The following is a 26,290-nucleotide window of genomic DNA, read 5'->3' as shown; positions in this document are numbered from 1 at the left end:
GGACCAGGACTTCGGGGGCCAACATCCCGCTCACGGGACTTTTCCTCCCGCTGACGGGACAATCGCGATTCGCCCCAGCCGGTCGGGCAGGGCGTGGTCCAGGCGTTGCTGGAGGCGGGCAGCCCGGTGCTGGCAGTGGCGCGCGATCGCGCCCGCCTGGCCGCGCTGCGCGATCGCCACCGCGACGAACCCGCGCTGGACGTGCTGTCCGGTTCGGTCGGCACCGACGCGGCTGCCGCGGCCCTGGTCGCCGAGATCGCGCAGCGGCCGCGGCCGCTGGCCGCGGTGGTCGCTGCCCTGGGCAGCCCGCTGCGCTCCGGGCGCCTGCTGGAGCGACCGCTGGGGGCGCTGCGCCGGCGCCTGGATGCGGATCTGCTGCCGCACCTGGCTGCCGCCCGGCATCTGCTGCCGCTGCTGGCGCAGCACGAGCGCGGCGCCCGTTACGTGCTGCTGGGCAGCCCCTGCGCACTGCGTGCCTGGTCCGGGCACGGCGACAGTTCGGTCGCGGCCTCCGCGATCCGCATGCTCGCGCAGGTGCTGCACGAGGAAGCCAAGCCGCTGGGCGTGCACGTGCACCTGCTGTCGCTGTCCGCGCCGGTGTGCCGCAGCGACGACGCCATCGGCGACTGCCCGGAGTGGTTCACCACCCTCGGCGTCGGCCGCGCCGTGGTCCACCTGCTCGCCGATGCGCAGCGGCCGGACCGCGCCCTGGTCGAGATCGACCGCCGCCACTTTGCCCAGCCGCGCAGCGCCTTGCTCACCCCCTTGCCGTTTTCCTTCTCCACCCACGAGGTCTCTCCATGAATCCGATTCCGATGCCGTCGCGCCTGCTGCCGGGCGCCCTGCGCCCGCTGGCGGTGGCGCTGCTGGTCGCCACGCTCGCCGCCTGCGGCGGCAAGGCCAACGAACAGGGCGCGCCGCCGCCGCCGAGCGTGGGCGTGGCGCCCGCGCTGCAGAAGCAGATCAGTCAGTGGGACGAGTTCAGCGGCCGCGTCGAGGCGGTCGAGCACGTCGACCTGCGCCCGCGCGTGTCCGGCTACATCGACAAGGTCAACTACGTCGAAGGGCAGGAGGTGAAGAAGGGCGATGTGCTGTTCACCATCGACGCGCGCAGCTACCGCGCCGACCTGGCCCGCGCCGAGGCCGATCTGGCGCGCGCACGCACCCAGGCCAAGCTCAGCGCCAGCGAGGCCGCGCGCGCCAAGACCCTGTCCGAACAGCAGGCCATCTCCACCGAGAGCTGGGAACAGCGGCGCGCCGCGGCCGAGCAGGCACAGGCCGACGTGCTGGCCGCGCAGGCGGCGGTGGACAGCGCACGCTTGAACCTGGAATGGACCCAGGTGCGCGCGCCGATCGCCGGCCGCGCCGGCCGCGCGATGGTCACCGCCGGCAACCTGGTCAGCGCCGGCGACAGCGCCAGCGTGCTGACCACGCTGGTGTCGCTGGACAAGGTGCACGTGTACTTCGATGCCGACGAAGGCACCTTCCTGCGCTATGCGCAGATGGCGCGCGACGGCCAGCGCCCGAGCGAGCGCGACGGCAGCCTGCCGGTGCAGGTCGGCCTGGTCGGCGAGGACGGCTATCCGCACGCCGGCAAGGTCGATTTCCTCGACAACCAACTGGTGCGCAGCACCGGCACCATCCACGTGCGCGCGCTGCTGGACAACGCCGACCGCCGCTTCACCCCCGGCCTGTTCGCGCGGGTGCGGCTGCTCGGCAGCGGCCGCTTCGACGCGGTGCTGATCGACGACCGCGCGGTGCTCACCGACCAGGACCGCAAGTACGTCTACGTGGTCGACAAGGACGGCAAGGCGCAGCGGCGCGACGTGCAGCTCGGCCGCAGCGCCGACGGCCTGCGCATCGTGCAAAGCGGCTTGTCCGCCGGCGACAAGGTCATCGTCGACGGCGTGCAGAAGGTGTTCATGCCCGGCATGCCGGTGCAGGCCAAGCCGATCGCGCAGACCGCGTCTCCTGCCGCACCGCGCCAGGCCGTCGCCCTCGACTGAGTCGCGGGCGCCCACGCAGCATCGGCCGGGTCATGACCTGCCGGCCGCGCCCCGCCGGGCCCGCGATGGCCCGGCGTCGCCACCGGCATGCCTGCGTCCGCGCCCGGCCCCCCGTTTCATCCGTTTCCAGGACCACCACCCATGGACTTTTCCAGATTCTTCATCGACCGGCCGATCTTCGCCGCCGTGCTGTCGATCGTCATCTTCGCCGCGGGCCTGATCGCCATCCCGCTGCTGCCCATCGGCGAATACCCGGACGTGGTGCCGCCTTCGGTGGTGGTGCGCACGGTGTATCCGGGCGCCAACCCCAAGGTCATCGCCGAGACCGTCGCCACGCCGCTGGAGGAGGCGATCAACGGCGTGGAGAACATGATGTACATCAAGTCGGTCGCCGGCTCCGACGGCGTGCTGCAGATGACCGTGACCTTCCGCCCGGGCACCGATCCGGACGATGCCGCGGTCAAGGTGCAGAACCGCGTCGCACAGGCGCAGGCGCGCCTGCCCGAGGACGTGCGCCGGCAGGGCGTGACCACGCAGAAGCAGTCGCCGACCTTCCTGATGGTGGTGCACCTGACCTCGCCCAAGGGCAAGTACGACACCCTGTATCTGCGCAACTACGCGCGCCTGCACGTCAAGGACGCGCTGGCACGGATCCAGGGCGTGGGCGACGCGCAGGTGTTCGGCGGCGGCGACTACGCGATGCGCGCGTGGCTGGACCCGGAGCGGGTGGCCGCACGCGGGCTCACCGCCAGCGACGTGGTCGCGGCGATGCGCGAGCAGAACGTGCAGGTCTCCGCCGGCCAGCTCGGCGCCGAGCCGATGCCGGAGAGCAAGTTCCTGACCCTGATCAACGCGCAGGGCCGCCTGCGTACCGAACAGGAGTTCGGCGACATCGTGCTCAAGGTCGGCGCCGACGGCCAGACCGTGCGCCTGTCCGACGTCGCCCGCCTGCAGCTGGGCGCCGGCGACTACACCCTGCGCGCGCAGCTGGACGGCAAGAACGCGGTCGGCATCGGCATCTTCCAGGCGCCGGGCGCCAATGCGCTGCAGATCCGCGACCAGGTCATCGCCAAGATGGACGAACTGACCAAGCAGTTCCCGGACGACGTGAAGTACGAGGCGGTGTACGACACCACCATCTTCGTGCGCGACTCGATCAGCGCGGTGGTCCACACCCTGCTGGAGGCGGTGCTGCTGGTGGTGCTGGTGGTGATCCTGTTCCTGCAGACCTGGCGCGCCTCGATCATTCCGCTGATCGCGGTGCCGGTGTCGGTGGTCGGCACCTTCGCCGCGCTGTACCTGCTGGGCTTCTCGATCAACACGCTGACCCTGTTCGGGCTGGTGCTGGCGATCGGCATCGTGGTCGACGATGCGATCGTGGTGGTGGAGAACGTGGAGCGCAACATCGAGGAGGGGCTGACCCCGCTTGCGGCCGCCCACCAGGCGATGCGCGAGGTGTCCGGCCCGATCATCGCGATCGCGCTGGTGCTGTGCGCGGTGTTCGTGCCGATGGCGTTCCTGTCCGGGGTCACCGGGCAGTTCTACAAGCAGTTCGCGGTGACCATCGCCATCTCCACGGTGATCTCGGCGATCAACTCGCTGACCCTGTCGCCGGCGCTGGCCGCGCGCCTGCTGCAAGGCCACGACGCGCCCAAGGACCGCCTGTCGCGCGGCATGGAGCGGCTGTTCGGCGGCTGGCTGTTCCGTCCGTTCAACCGCTTCTTCCACCGCAGTTCCGACCGCTACCAGGGTGCGGTGTCGCGCATCCTCGGCCGCCGCGGCGCGGTGTTCGCGGTGTACGTGGCGCTGCTGCTGGTCACCGGGCTGATGTTCAAGGCGGTGCCGGGCGGCTTCATCCCGACCCAGGACAAGATGTACCTGATCGCCGGCGTCAAGCTGCCGGAGGGCGCCTCGATCGAGCGCACCGACGCGATGTTGCGCAAGGTCGCCACCATCGCCATGCAGACAGATGGCGTGGCGCATGCGATCTCGTTCCCGGGCCTCAACGCGCTGCAGTTCACCAACACGCCCAACACCGGCGTGGTGTTCCTGCCGCTGAAGCCGTTCGCCGAGCGCCACCGCAGCGCGCTGGAAATCAATGCCGAGATCAACCAGCGCATCTCGCAACTGGGCGAGGGCATGTCGTTCGCCTTCATGCCGCCGCCGATCCTCGGCCTGGGCAACGGCAACGGCTACCAGTTGTTCATCGAGGACCGCGCCAACCTCGGCTACGGCGCGCTGCAGAACGCGGTCAGCACCATGCAGGGCGCGGTGGCGCAGACCCCGGGCATGAGCTTCCCGATCGGCACGTATCAGGCCAACGTGCCGCAGCTCGACGCCGAGGTCGACCGGGTCAAGGCCAAGGCCCAGGGCGTGGCCCTGACCGATCTGTTCGATACCTTGCAGACCTACCTGGGCTCGACCTACGTCAACGACTTCAACCAGTTCGGCCGCACCTGGCAGGTGATCGCCCAGGCCGATGCGCCGTTCCGCGAGAGCGTGGAGGACATCGCCCGGCTGCGCACCCGCAACGCCAACGGCGAGATGGTGCCGATCGGCTCGATGGTGACCATCAAGCAGACCTACGGCCCGGACCCGGTGCTGCGCTACAACGGCTATCCGGCCGCCGACCTGGCCGGCGAAGCGGATGCGCGCTCGCTGTCCTCGGCCGAGGCGATGGCCAAGATCACCCAGATCGCCAAGCAGGTGCTGCCCAACGGCATGGAGATCGAGTGGACCGACCTGAGCTACCAGCAGGCCACCCAGGGCAATGCGGCGCTGGTGGTGTTCCCGCTGGCGGTGCTGCTGGCGTTCCTGGTGCTGGCGGCGCTGTACGAGAGCTGGACGCTGCCGCTGGCGGTGATCCTGATCGTGCCGATGACCCTGCTGTCGGCGTTGTTCGGGGTGTGGCTGAGCGGCGGCGACAACAACGTGTTCGTGCAGGTGGGTCTGGTGGTGCTGATGGGCCTGGCGTGCAAGAACGCGATCCTGATCGTCGAGTTCGCCCGCGAACTGGAACTGCAGGGCAAGGGCATCGTCGAATCGGCGCTGCAGGCCTGCCGCCTGCGCCTGCGCCCGATCGTGATGACCTCCATCGCCTTCATCGCCGGCACGGTGCCGCTGGTGTTCTCGCATGGCGCGGGCGCGGAAGTGCGCTCTGCCACCGGCATCACCGTGTTCGCCGGCATGCTGGGCGTGACCCTGTTCGGTCTGTTCCTCACCCCCGTGTTCTATGTCGCCCTGCGCAAGCTGGCCGGGCGGCCGCTGGTCTCGCATGCGCCGGCCCACGCCGACGCGCCGGCGCACGGCTGATCCTTTTCCCATCCTTCTCAGGAGTTTCGCAATGAACGCAGCACACAAGATCGCCCTGGTCACCGGCGCCACCCGCGGCATCGGCCTGCACACCGTGCGGCAGCTGGCCGAAGCCGGCGTGCACACCCTGCTGGCCGGGCGCGACGCCACCCGCGCCAGCGCCGCGGCCCTGGAACTGCAGGGCGAGGGCCTGCCGGTGGAGCCGCTGACCCTGGACGTCACCGACGCCGCCAGCATCGCCGCCGCAGTGGAGACGGTGCGCGCACGCCATGGGCGGCTGGACATCCTGGTCAACAACGCCGGCATCCTGCGCGACGACCCGCGCCTGAGCGTGTCGCAGCAGAGCCTGGAGACCTGGCGCGAGACCTTCGACACCAACCTGTTCGGCCTGATCGCGGTCACCCAGGGGTTCCTGCCGCTGCTGCGCGAGGCGCCGGCCGCGCGCATCGTCAACGTCTCCAGCGTGCTCGGTTCGCTCGCCCTGCATAGCCAGCCCGGGTCGCCGATCTACGACTTCAAGGTGCCGGCCTACAACGTGTCCAAGAGCGCGGTGAATGCCTGGACCATCCAGTTGGCCTACGAACTGCGCGAGACCCCGATCAAGGTCAACACCATCCACCCCGGCTACGTGAAGACCGACATGAACGCGGGCGAGGGCGAGCTGGAAGTGGCCGACGGCGCGCGCAGCAGCGTGATGATGGCGCTGCTCGACGCCGACGGCCCGACCGGCAGCTACACCCATGTCGGACAGGTGCTGCCATGGTGATCCGTCCTGTCTTCGGCGCGCTGGCGCTGGCGCTGCTCAGCGCCTGCGCCAGCGTCGGCCCCGACTACCGCGCACCGGCGCAGCCGCCGGTGACCCTGCAGGGCGCCGCGTCGCCGGTGTTCGCGACCGACTCGCCGGTCGCGTCCTGGTGGGCGCAGTTCGACGACCCGGTGCTGGAACAGCTGGTGCACGACGGCCTGGTCGCCAACCTGGACCTGCGCCTCGCCCTGGCGCGCGTGCACGAGGCGCGCGCGGTCTTCGCCGAGCAGCGCCTGGACCAGGCGCCGCATGTCACCGTCGGCGGCGACTACACCCGCGGCAAGGCCCCGGACGCGGACGCCGGCGGCGCGCGCGTGCTCACCGAAAGCTACCGGCTCGGCTTCGATGCCGGCTGGGAGTTGGACCTGTTCGGGCGCCAGCGCCGCGCCAGCGAAGCCGCGCGTGCGAACCTGGAAGCCGAACAGGCCGGCTTGGCCGACGCCCAGGTCACCGTGGCCGCGGAGGTGGCGCGCAACTACTTCGCCCTGCGCGGCACGCAGAAGCGCATCGCGCTGGCGCGGACCACGCTGGACAACCTGCGCGACACCCAGCGGCTGACCGAGACCCGTTGGCGACTGGGCGCCGGCAGCGAACTGGACGTGCAGAGCAGCCGCGCGCGGCTGAAGGCGATCGAGGCCGACATCCCGCTGCTGGAAGTCGACGCCGCACAGGCGCGGCACCGGCTGGCGGTGCTGCTGGGCAAGCCGCCGGGCGCGCTCGACGCACTGCTGGCGCCGCAGCCGACCCCGGCCTATGCGCGGGCCTTGCCGCTGGGCGATACCACGCAGTTGCTGCGCCGGCGTCCGGACGTGCGCATCGCCGAACGCCGTCTGGCGGCGGCGACCGCGCGCGTCGGCGTGGCCACCGCCGACCTGTTCCCGCGGATCAGTCTTTCCGGTTTCGTCGGCTTCCTGTCCGGCGATGCCGGCGCCTTGCTGCACGGCCGCAGCAAGGCCTGGTCGCTGACCCCGTCGATCCAGTGGGCGGCGTTCGACCTGGGCAGTGTGCGGGCACGCCTGCGCGCGAGCGAAGCGCAGGCCGACGGCGCCGCCGCCGACTACGAGAAAGCCGTGCTCGGCGCACTGGAGGACACCGAGAACGCCTTGACCGCCTATGCCCACGAACAGGCGCGGCTGGCGATCGTGGCCGAACAGACGCAGGCGGCGCAGCGTGCCGAGGCGTTGGCGCAGATCCGCTATCGCGAAGGCTCGGAGGATTTCCTGACTCTGCTCGATGCGCAGCGCACGCAACTGACCGCCGAGGCGGCCCTGGCCGACGCCGAAGCGGCGGTGAACATCGGCGTGGTGCGGGTGTACAAGGCGCTTGGTGGTTGGGGGCAGGACGCGGGCACGGAGGCCGGCAGCCGGGACGTCGCGACCACCGCGGTGGCGGCGTCCGCGGTGCAGGCGCCCTGAGCAGAGCGCTGCACCTGCCGCGGTGCGGGCCGACCGTTCGCACCGCGGCGCCTGGTCGGCACCGCTCGCCATGTGCTCTCGCCGCCATCCGGCCGCGTCCCAGGTTTGTCTGCAGGAGCGGCGTCAGCCGCGCCGGGCGTTCCCGCTGAAGCCCGACGCGGCTGCATGGCAGGCGACTCCCGCAATGGCTTGCGGCGAGCCCTGCGGGTGCGCTGTGGGAGGGACTTCAGTCCCGACGCATTGCGCCATCGGAACGCACGCCACTTCGCCCGGCATCACAGTCGATGCCCACAGGATGCTTCCCGCCATCGGAGCGGCCCTTGGTGATGGCGACCGGACCGAAGACCCGCCGGGCATGCGGCAGATCGCCGCGGGTGCTGGTCGTTCAGTCCTGCGCCACGTCCTCGGCGATCACATAACGGTCGCGACCGTTGTTCTTGGCCTGGTACAGCGCGGTGTCGGCGCGCGAGAACCAGTCGTGCCACTGCACCTCGTCGCACAGCATGGCTGCGCCCAGCGACACGGTGATGGTGCCGTTGGGGCCGCGCAGCGCAGAGCGGGTGGCATCGTGCAGGCGCCTGGCGAAGGCGGAGAGTTCGGTCGCGGACTGCAGCCGTGCCACCACCACGAACTCCTCGCCGCCGAACCGGAATACCTCGTCCGGCGCACGTACCTGCGCGCGCAGCAGCGCCGCCAGCTCGGCCAGCACCCGGTCGCCCTCGGCATGGCCGTAGAGGTCGTTGACCTCCTTGAAGTGATCGATGTCGAGCACGATCAGCCCATGCCGGCGAGTCGCACGACGCGGATCGGCCACCCGTTGCGACAGGCTGCGCTCGAGCATGCGGCGGTTCGGCAGCCCGGTCAGCGAATCGTGCGACGCCAGTTGCTCCAGCTGCACGCGATCGCCTTCCACCCGCAACGCGAGCATGTAGCCCAGCCCGGTGATCAGCAACGACACCGAGATCATCGAGAAGAAGTGCTCGGCACCCAGGGCGCTCGGGGTCACCACCAGCAGCACCGCGATCAGCGTGGCATTGCAGGCCAGCGCGACATGGCGCGTCACCACGAAGAAATTGCTCATCATCACCAGGTACAGCCACGGTACCGCGGCGTGGCGCAGTGCATGGCAGGCCAGGGCGCTACCCAGCAACCAGCTCAGCGACAGCAGCGGATCCATGCGGCCGTCGCCACGGTGCAGCGCCAGCCAGGTCGCCAGCGCGGCCAGACCGGCCAGCGCGGCGCCGGCCAGCGCGGTCCACGGCGCGCCGATCGCCATCTGATAGACCGCGAACAGCAGCAGCACCCCGGCCGTGGACGGACCGAGTGTCTTGATGATGCCGAGCCGGAAGTGCCGACGCAGGGTCAATCCGGCGCTCACGGGGCTGGACTCCGGAGCGGCGCACGGTCATTGCAGGCGGGCTGGCGAGGGCGGGCAACGAGCATGGCGACATCAGGCTGGCGAAGAGGCGTTGCGGTGGCAACTGCAAGTTCCATGCCTGAAATTCTTTTGTGGTCGATATCCCGAAGCTGACCGCGACGCAGCGGGATTGCCGACACGCACGGCATCACGACGACGTCGCATTGGCGGAGGGATCGGCGTCGCACCGATCAACCTGCGTCACGCGGCAGACGTTGTTTGGCGGCATGTAGGGCGGCGCTGATGCAAGGATGCTCGCGCCTGATCCTCTCCCTGTGGGAGGTGGTGGCGCGCAGCGCCGGATGAGGGGACGGGCGACGCGCGGGCGCTAGCAGGGTGAACCGTGCTGTCGTCGCGTGGGGGCGGCGCCGTGTGCAGATAGACGCAGCGCGGACCTGACGGGCTATCTCTGCAGCGCGACCGTCACCGGCATGATGGGATCCGCAAGACGTCCCGGCCAGGAGGCGGGTTACGCTTCGCTGCCGTCGATGGCCTTCAACCCCTTCTGGCTGAGCGCCAGATCGCCGTCCTCGCCTTGCGCCGCGTAGTCCTCGCGCACCGCCCAGGTCGCCTCGGCTTCGCTGACCGGGGTGGTGGCATGAATGTCCTGCAGGATGCGCCGTTGTTCCTGGGTCAATGGCATGGGGAGTGTCCGAATCGAGGAGGGCGTCTGCCACCGTACAGACCGGCGGTGACGGGTATGTCGGCGCGTCGCCGATGCCGCCATCGCCAGTGCCCGCCTAGGCGCTCTTGGCGGCGGCGCGGTTGGCATGCGTCGTCATCGCACGGCAACGACGCCGCCGACATCATTTCGCAACGCCTCAAGGACGCCGGCGTAACGGACACGGACGCATGATGCGCCTACCAGCTGTGCGGCCGGGGCGATGCCTGGGGCTGCTTCAAGGATGCAGGCATCCGCGGCTGGACCACTTTCTTCGCGCACCGGCAGGTAGATCGCCTGCTGGTGCGTTGGCATGTCAGCTGGCGCTGCGCAAGGCCATGCGCGGCCTGCCGCGCATGGTCGCCTCAGACGCTCGTGGGTGCCGAACAGCCGTGCATCGTGCATCGTCCGGAGCAGGTGCAGCAACGCCTGGTGCCGAGGCATTGGGAAGGGCGACCTGATCAAGGGCGCGTTCAACCGTTCGTGCGTGGGCAGGCTGGTGGAGCGCAAGGCCCGGCTGGCGGTGCTGTGCGAGAGCAGGGGCACGGCCGGCCTCGGAATCCTCAGGTCCCCCACGTATGCTCCGGCTCCTGCGCGTCGTCCACGCCCGCCTGGCACCCAGTCGTTCTAATTGGCTAATTCAACGGCCTTTACCGGCTTGTACGCGGCTCCGTCTCCTTCCAGGATGACTTTGACCTTCATCTGGAGGATTTGTGCGGTTTGCGCCAGTTTCAGAATGTTCTGGCCTGCAATATCTCCGCAATACCACTCTCCGCCCTGGAAGTTATGTCCTGTGGGTGACCCCGCGATCTGAAAGAAACAGGTGCTCCCGGTATTGTTCGCCTTGACATTTCTCAGGTATCCGGTTTCGGTATATTCGCCTGCCATTGCATTCAGGCTCAATGACGAAAGGCAGATTGCGATTGCAAAGGCTGGGGGCTTGATTTTCATTGTCGTGCTCCTGTTTTTTCGTGTGGGTCCACTAAAACGAACGACTGCAATGCGCAGACTCGTGTGGGTGTGGACACCTGTTTGGTTTGTGGCCGTCTATAGTATTTTTGGGGGGCATCAGATGGAACGTGCACCACCCACTCTCCCGGCAAGCGCAATGCCCGCTGGGTGACAGTGGTTCGGTTTTTCAGGGAAATACTGCGCTGGAGACGGACTTTGGTCTGTCGATGGTCAAAGTATAATGCTGGATATTATTTGTTTGTCATAGAGCCTTTTGATGATTTCGTACCTGGGGCATGAATGCGAGGATGCTATCGATCTGCTCGATGCCGGAAAGCCGTTCGCCGCGTCGCAGACGAAGCGCAGCGGTAGTTCCATCGCATGCTCATTGAGCGCCAGTACCACCTGGCTCGCTGGTTCGTCCACCACCAGGTATGGTGAATCGTTGGGCTGTTCTCCATCGAAATCAGCGTTGAAAGCGTCCGAAAAATTCCATCGATTGTCCCAAAAGTCGGGCGAGTACAGCACCGAGTCTTCGTCATGGTAATAGTCGTCGACCATCTCTTGGTTGAGCTCGGCGTGACTGATGACTCTGCCGAAAGGAAACCCATCGACCGCCACATATTCGGACATGCCGTCATAGTCGCTGATGAGTTGATTGATTCTCTGCCATTCCGGGGAGCCGGCCACATGGCTGTCACGGGCTCTTTGCAGGGAGGACGGAACGCTATAGAAATTGTTGCCCGGCACGATCATGTAGATCCATGCGCTCTGACCTCTATCGACCATGCTCAGGCAATGGTTGACGGCTGCTTCCAAATCCGAGCTCGTCGATACGAAGGCGGAGGTGTAATGCTCGACACTTTCTCCGGTGAAGTGATGGGCGAGGTCGTAATCGCGGATCCTGCCGTTGTTGTGCGGATAGAACCCACCGGCTTGTTGAATTTCATCGGGTGACCGCGTATCGCATCTGAAAAGAAAATCTGGTGGGTCGTTTGCCCAGGCCAGTGAAGGACAGATGATGAGACAGAATAGACAGAGCAGATTTTTCAATTCCAGAACTCCAGCAGATTTCTCAAGACGATGGCTCTATAGGCGATGAATATGGAAATGATTGTATTTATTGAATATGTACAATTATTAAACTCGCCAATGAAAATAGGCGAAAACTCATTGGCATTTGCGATTGGGTTTTCATATTCAGCCCCATGGGCAGGGAGTTCCATGCCCCCGGCCTTGATGATGTAGGGGGCGCGCCTGCTTCCCTCGCAACGCGGACAGCGCTTGGCTCAGGAAATCGTCGTTCATGCTCGCGTCCTGTCGCATCCGATCGAATGCCCCCGAGGGTGCTGCAGCGGCACGCGAGGCAGCCAGACGGGCGACATCGCCCATCGGTAGAAAACGGGGTGCACCAAGTGGCGCGGGCCAGCGAGGGTCCGAAGATCGGTGGGAGCGAAGACGCGCGCCTATGGCACAGCCGGGCGGCGCAGAAAATAAGGCTTCGGCACGGGGTTTGATCCCTCGTTTGATACCTGGACCAGGCTCAAATCGATCATCAAACCCCGGGCCAAACCTTCGCAGAATCAAGCGTTTACTGCTCTTTTCCGCGATCAGATGGTGGAGGTGGGCGGAATCGAACCGCCGTCCGAAGGCACTCCATCCCCGGCACTACATGCTTAGCTCATCGTTGGATCTCGCCCCGGAACAGCACGATGTGCGAAGCGCATCCCGGGACCAGCCTGCTTGATTTAGCCAATGGCTGACAGGCAGCCACCACCGGCGATTCCGTGATAATGACCCTACGTCGCGAGCACGGACACAAGCGATTTCGGGGCTAGGCCTTAAGCGGCCAGTGCGTAGTTGTCGTCGTTGGCAACTATAAGTTTGCGGCTGGATTTACGAGGAAAGCTGCCCCCTCGGCATGCGCCAAGCGATTTTGCAACCCCCGTCGAAACCAGTGCACCCCCGGGGACAACGTCAAACGCTGACCTGCACAGTGTAGGGATCGGGGAGGGCAGTCACAAGTCTTGAGACAGGCCGCGCTTAAGCTGGCTTCACTGCGACGCCGGCCCTGTCACGCCGCCGTCCCCCAGGCATTCCCCCAGGCATGGAGCAGCGCAATGGCAAGCAGACAGCCGCGTGGCCGCAGCAGCGGGCGTACGCCCAAGGCACCCGTCACGTCCTCGACGTCCACCCCCGGCAAGGCGCCGGCGAGATCTGCCGCCAAGCCGACAGCAACAGCGCGCAAGACGCCAGCGGTCGGTACGCGGGCTGCCAAGGCGGCGAAGAAGACGACGCCGGCATCGGCAGCTCCATCCACGAAGGGACCTGCATCGGCAAGGCCGGCAGCACCGTCCAGATCCAACGCCGCGGCTCCCGGCGCCAGCAGGCCTGCCTCGGCGACGCCCGCCGCCGCGCTACCGGCGGGCAACGCGCTGCGGCCCAAGGCCACCGGCGAAGGTTCGCTGGCGCAGGGTCGGGCACGCACCGTCGTCTACATCCATGGCATCGGCAACAAGCCACCGGCCGAGGTGTTGCGTTGCCAATGGGATCGCGCGCTGTTCGGCCGCGCGATGGGTGAGCGCACGCGCATGGCCTACTGGGTCAACCGCGAACGCTATCCGTCGCCGGAGCCGGGCGATTGCCAGGATCAGGACCGCGGCCCGGTATTGAACCAGGCCGAGCAACGCATGCTGAGCGCGCTCGGCGTGGCCCCGCAACTGGCCGATCTGCGCCAGCTCGCCGACACGCTGGCCGCCAGCGAGGCCGAGCGCGCACAGCTGCACCAAGTGCTGGACGAGGTGGAGGCGGCGGCGCCGGCACCGGCGGCTGCAGCCGCCGACGTGCACGCGCAGGGCGTGATCGACGTGCTCAACCGCGCACTGCTGAAGCTGATCTCCGCAGCGCTGCTGCAGGACGTGCACGACTTCTTCTTCGTGCCGGCGCGGCGTACGCAGATGCGCGAGAGCCTGCTGCAGCGCATCCGCGCCGGTGGCGGCCCATTCGTGATCGTCGCGCACAGCCAGGGGGCGCTGATCGCCTACGACGTGCTGCGCGAGCTGCAGCCGCAGGACTGCGAGGTGTCGCTGCTGCTCACGCTCGGCTCGCCGCTGGGGCTGCCGGTGGTGCGCAGCATGTTCAAGGGGTGGACCGGCACGCCGAAGCTGCCGTTCCCACCCTGCGTGGCGCGCTGGGTCAACGTCGCCGAGCGGCGCGACCCGGTGGCGCTGGACGACGATCTCAGCGACGACATCGCCGATGCCGGCGGGCGCTTCCACAATATCGCCGGGTCGAAGATCAATCCGGATTGGCAGCACAACCCGCATTCGGCCGCCGGCTACCTGTCCATCCCCGACGTGCGCGCCGAGGTGCGGCGCGCGGTGGGGGTGGGCTTCGACCAGCCGATCGCGCATCCGGTGCTGATCAAGGACCTGTCCGACCAGTTGGAAGCGCGCGCGCCGGATTACCGCCACGAGGTGCTGATCGAGCTGGAGCGGTTGTCCGACGTCGGCGATCCGGCGCAGCGCAAGCATGAGCTGATCGCCGCGTTGCGCACGCTCACCGAGGCCTCCACCGGCCTGCACGGCGAGGCGCTGGATGCGCAGATCGAACTGGAGGACACGCTGCAGCGCTATGTGTCGGCGCGGTTGACCCGGTTCGAGATCGAGAGCCTGCGCGAGCGCTATCGCGACCTCAACCTCAAGCGCCTGTGGCGCGATGCGGGCAAGCGCGCGCTGATCTACCAGTCGCGCAGCACGATCCAGGTGGACGCGGCACAGGTGGCCTACCGCGCGCTGGGCACCGGTATCGGTTGGGCGGTGCTGGACAGCGGCATCGCCGCGGCGCATCCGCACTTCCATGCCGCCGGGCAACCGGCGACCGTGCTTGCCCAATGGGACTGCACCCAGCGCGGGCGCGCGCGTGCGCTGCGCCCGGGCGAGGCCGGCTTCGACACGCTCGACGGCAACGGCCACGGCACCCACGTGGCCGGCATCATCGCCGGGCAATGCGAGGCGCCGCTGCCGGGCGTGCCGACCACAGCGCCGCTGCAGTTCGCCGGCATGGCGCCGCTGACGCGGCTGTACGGGCTGAAGGTGCTGGACGACGACGGCAACGGCCGCGACTCGTGGATCATCAAGGGCGTGCAGCAGGTGGCCGAGCTCAACGAGCGCGCCGGCGAGCTGGTGGTGCACGGTGTCAACCTGAGCCTGGGCGGCTACTTCGACGCCGAGAGCTATGGCTGCGGCTTCACCCCGCTATGCAACGAGTTGCGCCGGCTGTGGCGCCAGGGCGTGGTGGTGGTGATCGCGGCCGGCAACGACGGCCTGGCCTGGTTGATGCAGGGCGACGGCGAGGCCTACCCGCTGAACCTGGACCTGAGCATCGGCGACCCGGCCAACCTGGAGGAATCGCTGGCGGTGGGTTCGGTGCACAAGAGTAGCCCGCACAGCTACGGCATTTCGTACTTCTCTTCGCGTGGCCCGACCGCCGATGGCCGCTACAAGCCGGATCTGGTCGCGCCGGGCGAAAAGATCCTGTCGGCGCACCACGGCTATGCGCTCGAGGATCCCGGCACCTGGATGGTGGAGATGAGCGGCACCAGCATGGCCGCGGCGCATGTGTCGGGGTTGATCGCCGCGTTTCTGTCGGTGCGCCGCGAGTTCATCGGTGCACCGGATCGGGTCAAGCAACTGCTGCTGGCGCAGTGCCTGGACCTGCAGCGCGATCGCTACATGCAGGGCAGCGGGCTGCCGAGCCTGATGCGAATGCTTGGCGGGACGTGAGTGGGGCGGGGATGATCGGCCATTCGGCTGCTGAAAAGCCGGGGATTCGGGATTGGGGATTCGCAAACGGCGGTTCCCTGGGCAGCGCGGTCTCCCGTGTGGGAGCGGCTTCAGCCGCGACGCGGTGAGGCCGGGATTGGGGGCGGGGATCGAGGGGCGAAACAGGCTCGGAGGCCGCATCGCCTTTCATGTCGGAATCTGCTTTCGCCGCAACGGATGACTGCCGATGTTTCCGGATGAGAGCATGAAACGGGCTGCGCGTTTTCTGCGGCCGGTGCGACCGAATCACGTCGAGATTCCGATTTCACCGCGTCGCGGCTGAGGCCGCTCCCACAAGGGCATCCATGCACCGCGGTGCGCTCTTGCGGCTGCCGTGCCACGGCGTTACGGCGTCGCACTTGCGGCTGAGCTTGTGGGAATGGGAGCTGCGGTTGCGACTCCCCAATCCCCAATCCCGACTTCACCGCTTCGCGGCTGAAGCTGCTCCTACGGGAAAGGCGAGGCGGGCAAGACAGCTGGGGCGGGAAGGCGATTTGCTGTTGCGAATCCCGAATCCCGAATCCCAAATCCCAGCTCCTCAGGCATTCTTGTTGTGCCGGCGCATGATGCGCTGCTTGTCGCGGGCCCAGTCGCGGTCCTTGGCCGCGTTGCGCTTGTCGTGGTCCTGCTTGCCCTTGGCCAGCGCGATCTCGAGCTTGATCTTGTTCTTGCTCCAGTACATCGCGGTGGGTACGAGGGTGTAGCCGTCGCGTTCGACGCGGCCGATCAGCTTGTCGATCTCGTTCCGGTGCAGCAGCAGCTTGCGCGTGCGGCGGTCGTCGGCCACCACGTGGGTGGAGGCCTGGATCAACGGGGTGATCTGCGCGCCGAACAGGAACAGCTCGCCCTGGCGCACGAACGCATAGCTCTCGCCGATGTTGGCGCGGCCGGCGCGGATCGACTTCACCTCCCAGCCCTGCAGGGCCAGGCCGGCCTCGTAGCGGTCCTCCAGGTGGTATTCGTGGCGCGCGCGCTTGTTCAGGGCGATGGTCTTGTTGGCCGTCGCGCCGTTTGCTTTATCCTTGGCGGGTTTCTTGCTCATCTTGCTATTGTCTCCGATTCGGGGCCTCCCGAACGTCTTGGTCCCACTTCCGTCCCGAATGCCTATCATCCGCCGCAGCGCTCTGGTCGAACACGCCGCAACGCGCATGTTCGACCTGGTCAACGACGTCGCCGCCTATCCGCGCCGGTTCGCCTGGTGCGACGCGGCCCATATCCTCGAGCAGAACGACCGCGTCCTGGTCGCGCGGCTGGACCTGGGGCTGGGCTCGTTCCGCACCTGGTTCACGACCGAGAACAGCCTGCAGCGCCCGGATCGCATCGATATGCAGCTGCGCGACGGTCCGTTCAAGCGCCTGCAGGGGCAGTGGACCTTCCAGGGCTTCAACGAGCACGCCAGCAAGGTCAGCCTGATGCTCGACTTCGAACCCGCCTCGCGCCTGCTGGGGCCGGCGCTGGCGCTGGGTTTCCAGAGCCTGGCCGACCGCATGGTCAACGACTTCGTGCGCGTGGCCGACCGGGAACAGGCCTAGCCGCCATGCAGATCGAGGTGGTGCTGGCCTGGCCGGAGCGCTTCGTGTCGCAGCGGCTGGATCTGCCGGAAGGCGCGACCGTCGCCGATGCGCTGGCCGCCGCCGCGTTGCCCGAAGCGACGCCCGGCATGCCATGCGCGGTCTACGGCGAAGTCGCCGCGCCGACGCGGCTGTTGCAGGACGGCGACCGGGTGGAACTGCTCAGGCCGTTGCTGATCGATCCGAAGGACGCCAGGCGACGCCGCGCCAAGCCGCGCTGAGCGGCGGGGCGCGATGCGGCCGCCGGCTCATTCGCCGCGGCGCTGCTTCTTCTTGTCCTTGGCCAGGTTGCGGCCGAACTGGCGCACGCTGTTCTTGGCCAGCTCTTCGTCCTGGTCCGGGAAGTAGTCGCCTTCCCAGCGGGTGACCATGTCGTTGTCGAAGAACACCACGAAGTTCTTGATCTCGGTACGGCCCACGCGATCGATCCGCTCGGTGGAGGTGTAGTCCCAGCGCTGCGCATGGAACGGATCCGGGATCGAGGGGCTGCCCAGCAGCGCGCTGACCTGCTGCTTGCTTTGCCCGACCTTCAGCTGTTCGACGGCCGACGGCTTGATCAGATTGCCCTGATAGATGGGCTGCTTATAAATGATGCCGCAGCCAGCGGTGGACAGGGCAACAGCGGCGACCAGCAGGAGATTGCGCATCGGGGACAGGGCTGAATGAAATCACGTCGATGATACACTCCCGGCGACCGCCGCGACCCATTCCCAGGCAGCTGGCGATAAACCAGCTATGAACGGAGACGCCATGGAATCCCACGATCTGCGCAAAGTCGGCCTGAAGGTCACGCACCCCCGGATGCGCATCCTCGAGCTGCTGGAGCAGAAGTCGGCGCGGCACCACATGACCGCCGAGGAGATCTACCGGCAGCTGCTGGACCACGGCGACGAGATCGGTCTGGCCACCGTGTACCGGGTGCTGACCCAGTTCGAGGCGGCCGGGCTGGTGCTCAAGCACAACTTCGAGGGCGGCCAGGCGGTGTATGAGCTGGACCGCGGCGGCCACCACGACCACATGGTGGACGTGGACACCGGCAAGATCATCGAGTTCGAAAGCGCGGAGATCGAGGAATTGCAGCGCAAGATCGCCGCCGATCACGGCTACGAACTTGAAGAGCACTCGCTGGTGCTGTACGTGCGCAGCAAGCGGCCGAGCGGCAAGAAGGGCTAAGGCTTCTCCCTTCTGCCGCCGGGAGAAGGTGCCCCGCAGGGGCGGATGAGGGTACGGGTGTCGCCTGTTGGATCGGTCAGCTGGTCGCTCCGCGCCGGACCCTCACCCCAACCCCTCACCCGGTGGGAGAGGGGCTAAGGCTTCTGCCTTCTCCCGTCGGGAGAAGGTGCCCCGCAGGGGCGGATGAGGGTACGGGTGCCGTCTTGTGGATCACCTCAGCGGGTCGCTCCGCGCCGGACCCTCACCCCAACCCCTCTCCCGGTGGGAGAGGGGCTAGGGCTTCTCCCTTCTCCCGTCGGGAGAAGATGCCCCGCAGGGGCGGATGAGGGTGCGGGTGCCGTCTCGTGGATCACGTCAGCGGGTCGCTCCGCGCCGGCCCCTCACCCTAACCCTTCTCCCGGTGGGAGAGGGGCTAAGGCGTCTCCCTTCTCCCGCCGGGAGAAGGTGCCCCGCAGGGGCGGATGAGGGTGCGGGTGCCGTCTCGTGGATCACGTCAGCGGGTCGCTCCGCGCCGAACCCTCACCCCAACCCCTCTCCCCGTGGGAGAGGGGCTAAGGCTTCTCCCTTCTCCCGTCGGGAGAAGGTGCCCCGCAGGGGCGGATGAGGGTGCGGGTGCCGCCTCGTGGATCACGTCAGCGGGTCGCTCCGCGCCGAACCCTCACCCCAACCCCTCTCCCGGTGGGAGAGGGGCTAAGGCTTCTCCCTTCTCCCGTCGGGAGAAGGTGCCCCGCAGGGGCGGATGAGGGTGCGGGTGCCGCCGCGTGGATCACGTCAGCGGGTCGCTCTGCGCCGAACACTCACCCCAATCCCTCTCCCGGTGGGAGAGGGGCCTTTGATGCTTTCAGTGACCTGTGGCGCCTGGGCGGGGCTGCACTGCCAGGCGCTGCCCGATCGCCAGCCGCTCAGCCCGCGCTGAGCAGCAGCCGCTTGGCCGCGGCGCGGGCTTCCTTGCTGACCTCGACCCCGCCCAGCATCCGTGCCAGTTCTTCCTCGCGCTGGCGCGGGACCAGCAGTTCCACCGAGCTCTGGGTCATGCCCTCGACCGGCGCCTTGCTGACCCGGTAGTGGGCGTGGCCCTGCGCGGCGACCTGCGGCAGGTGGGTCACGCACAGCACCTGGCGCTGCTCGCCGAGCGCGCGCAGCTTCTTGCCGACGATGTCGGCGACGGCGCCGCCGATGCCCGAGTCCACTTCGTCGAAGACCATGGTCGGCACCGCGTCCAGGCCCAGCGCGGCGACCTCGATCGCCAGCGAGATGCGCGACAGTTCGCCGCCGGAGGCGACCTTGCGCAGGGCGCGCGGCGGCTGCCCGGCGTTGGCGGCGACCAGGAACTCGACCCGCTCGGCGCCGGCCGGGTCCGGCCGCTCCGTCTCGTGCGGTTCCAACTGGATCAGGAAGCGCCCGCCGCCCATACCCAGTTCGCCGATCAGGGCGGTGGTGTCGTGCGAGAGCGCCTGCGCGCCACGGTCGCGGGTGGCGGTCAGGGCGGCCGCGGCGTCGCGCCAGGCCTGGGTGGCCTGGGCGATCTCGGCGTCGAGCACGTCCAGCCGCTCGCCGGCGCCGCGCAGGCTCTCCACTTCGGCCAGCAGGGCGTCGCGGTGCCCGGCCAGCGCATCCACGCCGATCCGGTGCTTGCGCGCCAGGTCGTGCAGGCGGCCGAGCTTGCGTTCCATCTCGTCGAACTGCGCCGGGTCGGCATCCAGGTCGTCGCGGACCCGGTCGATCAGCGCCAGCGCTTCTTCCAGCTGGATGCCGGCGCTGTCGATCAGTGCCTGCACCTCGGCCAGGCGCGGCTCGTACTCGCCGACCTTGCCGAGTTCGTGGCGGGTCTGCTGCAACAGGTCCAGCACCGCCGGCGCCTCGTCGCCGTTGAGCCGCTGCGCCGCGCCCTCGCAGGCGCCGATCAGCGCGGCGGCATGTGCCTGGCGACGGTGGTTGGCGTCCAGGGCGGCGATCGCCCCCGGGTCCAGGTCCTCGCGCTGCAGCTCGGCCAGCTGGTGCTGCAGGAAACCGATGCGGTCGCTGACGTCGCCCTGCGCCAGCAGGGTCTCGCGCTCGCTGAGCAGGCCCTGCCAGCGGGCGGCGGCGGCGCGCACCGCGGCCCGCTCGGCCTCGTTGCGGGCGTAGGCGTCGAGCAGGCCGAGCTGGCTACCGCGCGAGAGCAGGGCCTGGTGTTCGTGCTGGCCATGGATCTCGACCAGGTGGCCGGCCAGCTCCGCCAGTTGCGACAGGGTCACCGGGCGGCCGTTGATCCAGGCGCGGGAGCCGCCGTCGGCGCGGATCACCCGCCGAAGCTGGCAGTGGTCTTCGTCGTCGAGTTCGTTCTCGCGCAGCCAGGCGCGGGCCTGGGTGGGGGCGACGAACTCGGCCGACAGCTCGGCGCGGTCGGCGCCGTGGCGGACCACACCGCTGTCGGCGCGCAACCCGGACAGGAAGCCGAGCGCGTCCACCATCAGCGACTTGCCGGCGCCGGTTTCGCCGGACACCACGGTCATGCCGGGGCCGAATTCCAGTTCGGTGCCGCGTACGACGGCGAAATCCTTGATCGAAAGATGTCTGAGCATGGGGTCTGCATCCAGGGCCGCGCAACGCTAGCATGCGCGGGTAGGTGGGCCAATGACTTGCCAAGCCGGCGTGCAGACATTATCTAAGGACCAGTCTCACGGGTTGATTCCATGCGCGCTTCCCCGGTCCATTCCAGCCTCGATCCGCGTGCCCGGCAGCTGCTGCGCACGCTGATCTCGCGCTATATCCGCGACGGCGAGCCGGTCGGCTCGCAGACCCTGGCACGTCATGCCGGGCTGGACGTGAGCCCGGCGACGATCCGCAACATCCTGGCCGACCTGGAGGACGCCGGGCTGCTCAGCTCGCCGCACACCTCGGCCGGACGCGTGCCCACCGCCACCGGCTACCGGGTGTTCGTCGACAGCCTGGTGCAGATGCGCCCGCCGGCCGAAGGCGAGGTGGCACGGCTGCGCGCGGAGATGGCCAATGCCGCCGGCACCCAGGCGTTGCTGGGCAGCGCTTCGGAGCTGCTGTCGGCGATGACCCATTTCGTCGGCGTGGTCAGCGCGCCCAAGCGCGAGCAGTTCGCGTTCCGGCACATCGACTTCGTGCCGCTGGATGCGCGACGGGTGCTGGCGATCCTGGTGTTCGCCGACAACGAGGTGCAGAACCGGGTCATCGAGCCGCGCAAGGCCTACGAGCCGGCCGAACTGGAGCGGGTGGCCAACTATCTGAACCGGCATTTCGCCGGGCGCGCCCTGGCCGACATCCGTGCCAGCCTGCTGCGCGACCTGCGCCATGCGCGCGACGAGATGGAGCAGTTGCTGGCGCACAGCGTCGAATTGGCCGAGCAGGCGCTGGCCCCGGCCGGCGACGACATGGTGCTGGCCGGGCAGACCAAGTTGATGGGCGTGCAGGACCTGTCGGACCTGGAGCGGCTGCGCGAACTGTTCGAGGTCTTCGCCAGCAAGCGCGAACTCCTGCAACTGCTCGAACGCACCATCCGCGCGCCGGGCGTGCGCATCTTCATCGGCGAGGAAACCGGCATGGTGCCGCTGGAGAGCGTGTCGCTGGTGACCGCTCCGTACATGGCCGGCGGCCAGGTACTGGGCGTGCTGGGCGTGATCGGCCCCAAGCGCATGGACTACGACCGGGTCATCCCCCTGGTCCAGACCGCCGCCGACGTCCTCGGTGCCCGCCTGGACCCATCCCCGCCCAGCGACCGCTGAGCCAGCACTAGCAAAGCGCCGCCGCGCCCGGGCGAATCCCCAATCCCCAATCCCCAATCCCCGGCTTTTCAGCAGCCGAATGGCTGATCATCCCGGACTCACTTGAATCCGCCCGCACCGCCCACATAGGTGGTCCGGTAAGGCGGGACGTACCCCGCCAGGGACCCGGACATGACGCAAGAGCACCCCGAATTCGATTCCGAACACCTGACCGAGGCGCAGCAGCCCTCGACCGATCCGCTGCAGGCGGAGATCGAGACGCTGCGCAGCGAACTGGCCCTGGTCAAGGCCGACGCCCTGCGCGAGCGCGCCGACCTGGAGAACCAGCGCAAGCGCATCGCCCGCGACGTGGAGCAGGCGCGCAAGTTCGCCAACGAGCGCCTGCTCGGCGACCTGCTGCCGGTGTTCGACAGTCTGGACGCGGGGCTGAGCGCCGCCGGCAGCGAGCCCAGCCCGCTGCGCGACGGCCTCGAGCTGACCTACAAGCAGTTGCTCAAGGTCGCCGCCGACAATGGCCTGACCCTGCTCGACCCGACCGGCGAGCCGTTCAACCCCGAGCATCACCAGGCGATCAGCCAGGCCGAGGCCGAGGGCGTGGCCCCGGGTCACGTGATCCAGGTGTTCCAGAAGGGCTACCTGCTCAACGACCGCCTGCTGCGGCCCGCCTTGGTGGTGGTGGCCAAGCACGACTGAGCGCGCCGCCCGCCCGCGCCTGAACCCGGCGCGGCGGCGGTGGAACGCTAATTTGCGGCGATGGCTTGAATGACCTGCAGCCATCCCTATATCCGAACCAGATCCCGGCACTGGCCGGCTACACGACCTTTCAGGAGTCATTGCAATGGGCAAGATCATCGGCATCGACCTGGGCACGACCAATTCGTGCGTGGCGATCATGGACGGCGGCAAGGCCCGCGTCATCGAGAACTCCGAGGGTGACCGCACCACGCCTTCGATCGTCGCCTACACCAAGGACGGCGAAGTGCTGGTGGGCGCCTCGGCCAAGCGCCAGGCCGTCACCAACCCCAAGAACACCTTCTACGCGGTCAAGCGCCTGATCGGCCGCAAGTTCACCGACGCCGAAGTCCAGAAGGACATCGGCCTGGTGCCGTACAGCATCGTCCAGCACGACAACGGCGACGCCTGGGTGGCCACCGCCGACGGGCGCAAGCTGGCCTCGCAGGAAATCTCCGCGCAGGTGCTGGAGAAGATGAAGAAGACCGCCGAGGCGTTCCTGGGCGAGACCGTCACCGAGGCGGTCATCACCGTGCCGGCGTACTTCAACGACAGCCAGCGCCAGGCGACCAAGGACGCCGGCCGCATCGCCGGCCTGGACGTCAAGCGCATCATCAACGAGCCGACTGCGGCTGCGCTGGCCTACGGCCTGGACAAGGGCCAGGGCGGCGACCGCAAGATCGCGGTGTACGACCTGGGCGGCGGCACCTTCGACGTGTCGATCATCGAGATCGCCAACGTCGACGGCGAGAAGCAGTTCGAAGTGCTGGCCACCAACGGCGACACCTTCCTGGGCGGCGAAGACTTCGACAAGCGCGTCATCGACTACCTGGTGGAAGAGTTCAACAAGGACCAGGGCATCGACCTGCGCAAGGATCCGCTGGCGCTGCAGCGCCTGAAGGACGCCGCCGAGCGCGCCAAGATCGAGCTGTCGTCCTCGCAGCAGACCGAAGTCAACCTGCCGTACGTCACCGCCGACGCGTCGGGCCCGAAGCACCTCAACATCAAGCTGACCCGGGCCAAGCTCGAGGCGCTGGTGGAGGACCTGGTCAAGCGCACCATCGATCCGTGCCGCACCGCGCTGAACGACGCCGGCCTGCGCGCCAGCGACATCACCGAGGTGATCCTGGTCGGTGGCCAGACCCGCATGCCGAAGGTGCAGCAGGCGGTGGCCGAGTTCTTCGGCAAGGAGCCGCGCAAGGACGTCAACCCCGACGAGGCCGTGGCGCTGGGTGCGGCGATCCAGGGTGGCGTGCTGGCCGGCGACGTCAAGGACGTGCTGCTGCTCGACGTGACCCCGCTGAGCCTGGGCATCGAGACCCTGGGCGGCGTGTTCACCAAGATCATCGAGAAGAACACCACCATCCCGACCAAGGCCTCGCAGGTGTTCTCCACCGCCGAGGACAACCAGTCGGCGGTGACCGTGCACGTGCTGCAGGGCGAGCGCGAGCAGGCCCGCTACAACAAGTCGCTGGCCAAGTTCGACCTGTCCGGCATCGAGCCGGCGCCGCGCGGCCTGCCGCAGGTGGAAGTGTCCTTCGACATCGACGCCAACGGCATCCTGCACGTGTCGGCCAAGGACAAGAAGACCAACAAGGAACAGAAGGTCGAGATCAAGGCCGGCTCCGGTCTGTCGGACGACGAGATCCAGCGGATGGTCGCCGACGCGGAAGCCAACCGCGAGGAAGACAAGAAGTTCCACGAGCTGGTGCAGGCGCGCAACCAGGCCGACGGCCTGATCCACGCCACCCGCAGCGCGATCACCGAGCACGGCAGCAAGGTCGGCGGCGACGTGATCGGCAAGGTCGAGTCGGCGCTGGCGGACCTGGAAACCGCGATGAAGGGCGACGACAAGGGTCAGATCGAGGCCAAGACCAAGGCGCTGGAAGAGGCCGGTCAGTCGCTGTATGCGGCCGCGGCGGCGGGCGAGCAGCAGTCGGGCGGCAACGCCGGCGGCGCGCATGCGTCCTCGGCCCACGCCGACGACGTGGTCGACGCCGAGTTCACCGAGGTCAAGGACGACAAGAAGGCGTGATCCAGCCTTAAGGAATCGGTTTTCGAAGGAGCGGTGCTCAGGCTCCGCTCCTTCGCCGTTTTAAGGTTCCCGGTTTCATCGCCGCTATGACCGATCGCTACAGGATGCCCGTTTTGAACCATTCCCCATTCCCCATCGCCGATTCCCAGCCATGAGCAAACGCGACTATTACGAAGTGCTGGGTGTGGCCCGCACCGCCAGCGACGACGAGCTGAAGAAGGCCTATCGCCGTTGCGCGATGAAGTACCACCCGGACCGCAATCCCGGCGACCAAGCCGCCGAGGCCGCGTTCAAGGAATGCAAGGAAGCCTATGAGGTGCTGTCCGACGGCAACCGCCGGCGCATGTACGACGCGCATGGCCACGCCGCATTCGAGCACGGCATGGGCGGGATGGGCGGCGGGCCTGGCGGCCCGGACATGGGCGATATCTTCGGCGACATTTTCGGCAACATCTTCGGTGGCGCCGGCGGCGGCGGGCGTGCGCCACGGCGTGGCGCCGACATCGGCTACGTGCTGGAGTTGGACCTGGAAGAAGCGGTGGCCGGCATCGAGCGCCGCATCGAGATTCCGACCCTGAGCGAATGCGAGCACTGCCACGGCAGCGGCTCGGAGGACGGCAAGGTCGAGACCTGCGGCACCTGCCACGGACGCGGCCAGGTGCGCATCCAGCGTGGCATCTTCGCCATGCAGCAGACCTGCCCGCAGTGCGCCGGCCGCGGCCAGATCGTGCAGAACCCGTGCGGCGTGTGCCATGGCGCCGGGCGCGTGGAAGAGACCAAGGTGCTGTCGGTGAAGATTCCCGCCGGCGTCGACAACGGCGATCGCATCCGCCTGTCGGGCGAGGGCGAGGCCGGTCCGGCCGGCACTCCGCCGGGCGATCTGTACGTGGAAGTGCGCGTGCGCGAGCACCCGATCTTCCAGCGCGACGGCGACGACCTGCACTGCGAGGTGCCGATCCGCATCTCGCAGGCGGCGCTGGGCGACACCGTGCGCGTGGCGACCCTGGGCGGCGAGGCGGAGATCCGCATCCCGGCCGAGACCCAGACCGGCAAGCTGTTCCGCCTGCGCGGCAAGGGCGTGCGCTCGGTGCGCAGCCGCAGCGAAGGCGACCTGTACTGCCGCGTGGTGGTGGAGACCCCGATCAACCTCACCGCCGACCAGCGCAAGCTGCTGGAGCAGTTCGAATCCACCTTCACCGGCGAGGACGCGCGCAAGCATTCGCCCAAGTCGGCGACCTTCATCGACGGGGTGAAGGGGTTCTGGGACCGGATGACGTCATGACGTGAGCCGGGATTAGGGATTCGGGATTAGGGATGACCAGCCTGCGGCTGTTGGAAGCCGGGATTCGTGATGGTCCCGGTGTTGTTTCCCGCAGTGCTTTTGTGGGAGGGGCTTCAGCCCCGACGCTTTACCGTTAAAGCGTCGCGGCTGAAGCCGCTCCTTGTATCTGGACATGTCGCCCCTAAACAGGCGTCATGTCTTCCGACTGATCATCGGAGGAGGTGCGGGAGGTCCAGTCGCTCCTAAAGCTTCGAGCTTGCATCGTAGATCGGCTCCGCCCTCCACATGCTGGCCCTTGTGTGTCCGAACGGTATCCAGAGTCCGCCCGCGGGCGTGAACTCGCATCGACAAGGCAGGACCGGGCCCAGCGCCG

General features: G+C 68.0%; 21 protein-coding genes, 1 other RNA gene and 1 pseudogene. 14 read left to right on the top strand and 9 right to left on the bottom strand.

All coding sequences use genetic code 11. From position 1 onward, the window contains the following. Positions 1–93: 93 nt before the first annotated feature. The 5 genes from CEK68_RS12940 to CEK68_RS12920 all read left to right on the top strand — a co-directional run bounded on the left by CEK68_RS12940 (position 94) and on the right by CEK68_RS12920 (position 7,538). Complete coding sequence (locus tag CEK68_RS12940) at positions 94–804, top strand: SDR family oxidoreductase (protein WP_152239618.1); 711 nt, start codon at positions 94–96, stop codon at positions 802–804. Then, positions 801–2,006: an efflux RND transporter periplasmic adaptor subunit gene (locus CEK68_RS12935; protein WP_152239617.1), complete on the top strand. Its 1,206-nt coding sequence runs from the start codon at positions 801–803 to the stop codon at positions 2,004–2,006. The genes CEK68_RS12940 and CEK68_RS12935 overlap by 4 nt, the downstream gene beginning before the upstream one ends. A gap of 141 nt (positions 2,007–2,147) precedes the next feature. Next, entirely contained in the window at positions 2,148–5,318 is a 3,171-nt protein-coding gene (locus tag CEK68_RS12930; protein ID WP_017909474.1) for a multidrug efflux RND transporter permease subunit, read from the top strand. 31 nt (positions 5,319–5,349) lie between these two features. Further along, positions 5,350–6,084, top strand: a complete 735-nt coding sequence (locus tag CEK68_RS12925) for an SDR family oxidoreductase (protein ID WP_017909475.1) — start codon at positions 5,350–5,352, stop codon at positions 6,082–6,084. Next, a complete protein-coding gene (locus CEK68_RS12920) occupies positions 6,078–7,538 on the top strand; it encodes an efflux transporter outer membrane subunit (protein ID WP_152239616.1) in 1,461 nt (486 codons plus the stop codon). The genes CEK68_RS12925 and CEK68_RS12920 overlap by 7 nt, the downstream gene beginning before the upstream one ends. Positions 7,539–7,923: 385 nt before the next feature. On the opposite strand, the gene CEK68_RS12915 is transcribed toward CEK68_RS12920, so the two are convergent. Together CEK68_RS12915 and CEK68_RS21025 are read right to left on the bottom strand one after the other, a co-directional pair. Continuing rightward, entirely contained in the window at positions 7,924–8,916 is a 993-nt protein-coding gene (locus CEK68_RS12915; RefSeq protein ID WP_148828118.1) for a GGDEF domain-containing protein, read from the bottom strand. A gap of 508 nt (positions 8,917–9,424) precedes the next feature. Continuing rightward, positions 9,425–9,598 (bottom strand): hypothetical protein, encoded by a 174-nt coding sequence (locus CEK68_RS21025; RefSeq protein WP_087963689.1) that lies wholly within the window; start codon positions 9,596–9,598, stop codon positions 9,425–9,427. A gap of 423 nt (positions 9,599–10,021) precedes the next feature. On the opposite strand from CEK68_RS21025, the pseudogene CEK68_RS21260 reads away from it, so the two are divergent. Further along, a pseudogene (locus tag CEK68_RS21260) lies at positions 10,022–10,151 on the top strand (IS30 family transposase); the annotation flags it as partial. A 92-nt stretch (positions 10,152–10,243) separates the two neighbouring features. On the opposite strand, the gene CEK68_RS12905 reads toward CEK68_RS21260, so the two are convergent. The 4 genes from CEK68_RS12905 to CEK68_RS12890 form a co-directional block, all read right to left on the bottom strand. Continuing rightward, positions 10,244–10,567: a hypothetical protein gene (locus CEK68_RS12905; protein ID WP_152182078.1), complete on the bottom strand. Its 324-nt coding sequence runs from the start codon at positions 10,565–10,567 to the stop codon at positions 10,244–10,246. A 231-nt stretch (positions 10,568–10,798) separates the two neighbouring features. Continuing rightward, positions 10,799–11,620 (bottom strand): enterotoxin A family protein, encoded by an 822-nt coding sequence (locus CEK68_RS12900; protein ID WP_157836490.1) that lies wholly within the window; start codon positions 11,618–11,620, stop codon positions 10,799–10,801. 562 nt (positions 11,621–12,182) lie between these two features. Next, positions 12,183–12,534, bottom strand: a transfer-messenger RNA (tmRNA) gene (gene ssrA, locus CEK68_RS12895). 107 nt (positions 12,535–12,641) lie between these two features. Continuing rightward, the gene (locus CEK68_RS12890) at positions 12,642–13,019 is read right to left on the bottom strand and encodes a hypothetical protein (RefSeq protein ID WP_017917064.1); all 378 of its coding nucleotides are present in this window, start codon (positions 13,017–13,019) and stop codon (positions 12,642–12,644) included. A gap of 82 nt (positions 13,020–13,101) precedes the next feature. Between CEK68_RS12890 and CEK68_RS12885 the strand changes: the two genes are divergently transcribed. After that, a complete protein-coding gene (locus tag CEK68_RS12885; RefSeq protein WP_152239614.1) occupies positions 13,102–15,351 on the top strand; it encodes a S8 family peptidase in 2,250 nt (749 codons plus the stop codon). Between the two features lie 577 nt (positions 15,352–15,928). Here CEK68_RS12885 and smpB read toward each other — a convergent pair. Next, positions 15,929–16,432 (bottom strand): SsrA-binding protein SmpB, encoded by a 504-nt coding sequence (gene smpB / locus CEK68_RS12880; protein WP_010344270.1) that lies wholly within the window; start codon positions 16,430–16,432, stop codon positions 15,929–15,931. A gap of 58 nt (positions 16,433–16,490) precedes the next feature. Here smpB and CEK68_RS12875 point away from each other — a divergent pair, with 58 nt between their 5' ends. Continuing rightward, a complete protein-coding gene (locus tag CEK68_RS12875) occupies positions 16,491–16,922 on the top strand; it encodes a ubiquinone-binding protein (RefSeq protein ID WP_026144297.1) in 432 nt (143 codons plus the stop codon). Between the two features lie 5 nt (positions 16,923–16,927). Next, positions 16,928–17,182, top strand: coding sequence for an RnfH family protein (locus CEK68_RS12870; RefSeq protein WP_152235801.1), 255 nt, complete (start codon positions 16,928–16,930; stop codon positions 17,180–17,182). Positions 17,183–17,209: 27 nt separating this feature from the next. Here the strand turns inward: CEK68_RS12870 and bamE are convergent, their stop codons facing one another. Beyond that, on the bottom strand, positions 17,210–17,608 hold the full coding sequence (gene bamE, locus CEK68_RS12865; protein ID WP_152239613.1) for an outer membrane protein assembly factor BamE: 399 nt from the start codon (positions 17,606–17,608) through the stop codon (positions 17,210–17,212). A 103-nt stretch (positions 17,609–17,711) separates the two neighbouring features. Between bamE and fur the strand changes: the two genes are divergently transcribed. Then, positions 17,712–18,134, top strand: a complete 423-nt coding sequence (gene fur, locus CEK68_RS12860; RefSeq protein WP_026143876.1) for a ferric iron uptake transcriptional regulator — start codon at positions 17,712–17,714, stop codon at positions 18,132–18,134. A 902-nt stretch (positions 18,135–19,036) separates the two neighbouring features. Here the strand turns inward: fur and recN are convergent. Then, positions 19,037–20,698 carry a DNA repair protein RecN gene (gene recN, locus CEK68_RS12855; protein ID WP_152239612.1) on the bottom strand — a complete coding sequence of 554 codons (1,662 nt, stop codon included), beginning with the start codon at positions 20,696–20,698 and terminating at the stop codon, positions 19,037–19,039. Positions 20,699–20,809: 111 nt separating this feature from the next. On the opposite strand from recN, the gene hrcA reads away from it, so the two are divergent. The 4 genes from hrcA to dnaJ all read left to right on the top strand — a co-directional run bounded on the left by hrcA (position 20,810) and on the right by dnaJ (position 25,917). Continuing rightward, positions 20,810–21,868 (top strand): heat-inducible transcriptional repressor HrcA, encoded by a 1,059-nt coding sequence (gene hrcA / locus CEK68_RS12850; protein ID WP_017913572.1) that lies wholly within the window; start codon positions 20,810–20,812, stop codon positions 21,866–21,868. 171 nt (positions 21,869–22,039) lie between these two features. Then, complete coding sequence (gene grpE / locus CEK68_RS12845; protein ID WP_010344263.1) at positions 22,040–22,561, top strand: nucleotide exchange factor GrpE; 522 nt, start codon at positions 22,040–22,042, stop codon at positions 22,559–22,561. Positions 22,562–22,706: 145 nt separating this feature from the next. Beyond that, entirely contained in the window at positions 22,707–24,635 is a 1,929-nt protein-coding gene (gene dnaK / locus CEK68_RS12840; protein ID WP_017917724.1) for a molecular chaperone DnaK, read from the top strand. Positions 24,636–24,786: 151 nt separating this feature from the next. Beyond that, positions 24,787–25,917 carry a molecular chaperone DnaJ gene (dnaJ, locus tag CEK68_RS12835; protein ID WP_017908540.1) on the top strand — a complete coding sequence of 377 codons (1,131 nt, stop codon included), beginning with the start codon at positions 24,787–24,789 and terminating at the stop codon, positions 25,915–25,917. The last annotated feature ends 373 nt before the right edge of the window (positions 25,918–26,290 follow it).

This window comes from Xanthomonas sp. LMG 12461, assembly GCF_009192935.1.
GTDB classification, from domain to species: domain Bacteria; phylum Pseudomonadota; class Gammaproteobacteria; order Xanthomonadales; family Xanthomonadaceae; genus Xanthomonas_A; species Xanthomonas_A sontii.
This window is presented reverse-complemented; position numbering and strand designations above follow the sequence as displayed.

Coding starts and splice junctions, on each gene's coding strand:
- CEK68_RS12935 (WP_152239617.1), top strand. CDS start 801: ATGAATCCGATTCCGATGCCGTCGCGCCTGCTGCCGGGCGCCCTGCGC.
- CEK68_RS12930 (WP_017909474.1), top strand. CDS start 2,148: ATGGACTTTTCCAGATTCTTCATCGACCGGCCGATCTTCGCCGCCGTG.
- CEK68_RS12925 (WP_017909475.1), top strand. CDS start 5,350: ATGAACGCAGCACACAAGATCGCCCTGGTCACCGGCGCCACCCGCGGC.
- CEK68_RS12920 (WP_152239616.1), top strand. CDS start 6,078: ATGGTGATCCGTCCTGTCTTCGGCGCGCTGGCGCTGGCGCTGCTCAGC.
- CEK68_RS21025 (WP_087963689.1), bottom strand. CDS start 9,598: ATGCCATTGACCCAGGAACAACGGCGCATCCTGCAGGACATTCATGCC.
- CEK68_RS12905 (WP_152182078.1), bottom strand. CDS start 10,567: ATGAAAATCAAGCCCCCAGCCTTTGCAATCGCAATCTGCCTTTCGTCA.
- smpB (WP_010344270.1), bottom strand. CDS start 16,432: ATGAGCAAGAAACCCGCCAAGGATAAAGCAAACGGCGCGACGGCCAAC.
- CEK68_RS12875 (WP_026144297.1), top strand. CDS start 16,491: ATGCCTATCATCCGCCGCAGCGCTCTGGTCGAACACGCCGCAACGCGC.
- CEK68_RS12870 (WP_152235801.1), top strand. CDS start 16,928: ATGCAGATCGAGGTGGTGCTGGCCTGGCCGGAGCGCTTCGTGTCGCAG.
- bamE (WP_152239613.1), bottom strand. CDS start 17,608: ATGCGCAATCTCCTGCTGGTCGCCGCTGTTGCCCTGTCCACCGCTGGC.
- fur (WP_026143876.1), top strand. CDS start 17,712: ATGGAATCCCACGATCTGCGCAAAGTCGGCCTGAAGGTCACGCACCCC.
- recN (WP_152239612.1), bottom strand. CDS start 20,698: ATGCTCAGACATCTTTCGATCAAGGATTTCGCCGTCGTACGCGGCACC.
- hrcA (WP_017913572.1), top strand. CDS start 20,810: ATGCGCGCTTCCCCGGTCCATTCCAGCCTCGATCCGCGTGCCCGGCAG.
- grpE (WP_010344263.1), top strand. CDS start 22,040: ATGACGCAAGAGCACCCCGAATTCGATTCCGAACACCTGACCGAGGCG.
- dnaK (WP_017917724.1), top strand. CDS start 22,707: ATGGGCAAGATCATCGGCATCGACCTGGGCACGACCAATTCGTGCGTG.
- dnaJ (WP_017908540.1), top strand. CDS start 24,787: ATGAGCAAACGCGACTATTACGAAGTGCTGGGTGTGGCCCGCACCGCC.